1 protein-coding gene and 1 pseudogene are annotated in these 1,558 nt (G+C 73.0%); both read left to right on the forward strand.

Features of this window, described 5'->3' with window-relative positions; genetic code table 11:
* A partial coding sequence (locus tag A5624_RS28805; RefSeq protein ID WP_232002174.1) for a hypothetical protein occupies window positions 1-425 on the forward strand: 425 nt, incomplete at its 5' end.
* A 90-nt stretch (window positions 426-515) separates the two neighbouring features.
* Window positions 516-1,508, forward strand: a pseudogene (locus tag A5624_RS00880) (hypothetical protein); the annotation flags it as partial.
* Window positions 1,509-1,558 lie beyond the last annotated feature (50 nt).

Here is a 1,558-nt window from a genome sequence, read left to right on the forward strand (position 1 = left end):
CCGCCAGCGAGCTGCTGACCAGCATCAAGGACCTGCGCCGGCGCGCGCGCTCGTCGGAAGCGATGATCGTTTTGGCCTCGGCCAACCCCGGGCCCCCGGTGCAGGCCCAGCCGAAGATCGCGCCGCCGCAGCCACTGGCCGCGCCGCAGCCCATCGCCCCGCCGCCGCCCGCCGCTCCGCCCATCCCGGCCCTGCCCCCGCCGGTGTTCGTTCCGCCGCCCCGCCTGCCGGTACCCGGACTGGGTGGCGGTCACGGGCCCCTCGGCGGTCAGGGCCCGTTCGGTCACGGCCCGTTCGGCGGTCACGGACCCTTCGGCCACGGACCCTTCGGCGGCCACGGACCCTTCGGGGGTCACGGATTCGGTGGTGGTCACGGGTTTGGCGGCCACGGCTTCGGCGGTGGTCACGGCTTCGGCCACCGATAGCGCCCTCGCGGTTCCCGGGCGGGCCGAACCCGGCGCGCTAGGGTGGCGGATCTGGGCAGGGCTACCAATTTCGGACGATGTGGAGGAGTGGTGGACGTCGTACTTGGCGTGTCTATGGCACCTGAGACCGTCCGCATGGTGCTCGTCGAAGGCGAAGCCGCGAGCGGGGTGACGGTCGATCAGGACGGTTTCGATGTCGCCGGCCACGAAACCCCCATCGCCGCAGCTAATCACGTCGTCGCGGCCATTCTCGGAACCCGGGACAGCGCGGCCCAAGGCGGGTATCGGCTCAAGTCCAGCGGAGTGAGCTGGACCGACCCCGTCAAGGCGGCGGCACTGCGAGACGCGTTGGCCGCGCGCAAGATCGAGAACGTCATGCTGGTCTCGGCGGTCATGGCCGCCGCAGCGCTGGCGCAGGCCATGGGCAGCGCGACCAACTGGGCCCGCACGGCGCTGCTGCTCGTCGAACCGGACAGCGCGACCCTGGCTGTCGTCGACACCTCGCACGGGACGGTCACCGACGTGCATCGGCACCCGCTGCCCGGCGACGACGACGCCGCACTAGCGAAACTCGCCGCGATGGTCTCGGACGCCGAGTCGATGAGCGCGCGGCCCGACGGGTTGTTCCTGGTCGGCTCGGAGGTCGACATTCCCTCCATCAAACCCACGCTCGAGGCGGCGACCGCCCTGTCGGTGACGACGCCCGAGGAACCCGAGATGGCCCTGGCGCGCGGCGCCTCGCTGGCCGCGGCGAACGCGAAGCTGGGCGCGCCGCGAACGGTCGCGATGAGCGCCACGCAGACCGCCTCGGCCGCGGCGGCCGAGCTCGCCTACAGCGCCGAGGACGACCCGGCCTCCGACGCCCACCGGCTCTCGGGCACCCCGGCGCAGCAGCGCCGCAGCCGCAAGTCGATCCTGACCATCGCCGCCGTCGCGGCGGTGTTCCTCGGCGGCGTCGCGGCGTTGACGCTGGCACTGATCTTCGGGAATCGGCCGCCCGCGGACCAGCGGCCCGACGTCGGCACGAACGTCGTCGCGCCGCAGCATCCGGAGCCCGGCCCACCGGCCCGGCCAGCGCGGCCGCGGCCATGAAGGCGGAGACCAGCATGACGTTTTCGACCTTGTGGGCCGCC

The sequence above is a fragment of the Mycobacterium sp. 1482292.6 genome (assembly GCF_001672995.1).
GTDB classification, from domain to species: domain Bacteria; phylum Actinomycetota; class Actinomycetes; order Mycobacteriales; family Mycobacteriaceae; genus Mycobacterium; species Mycobacterium europaeum_A.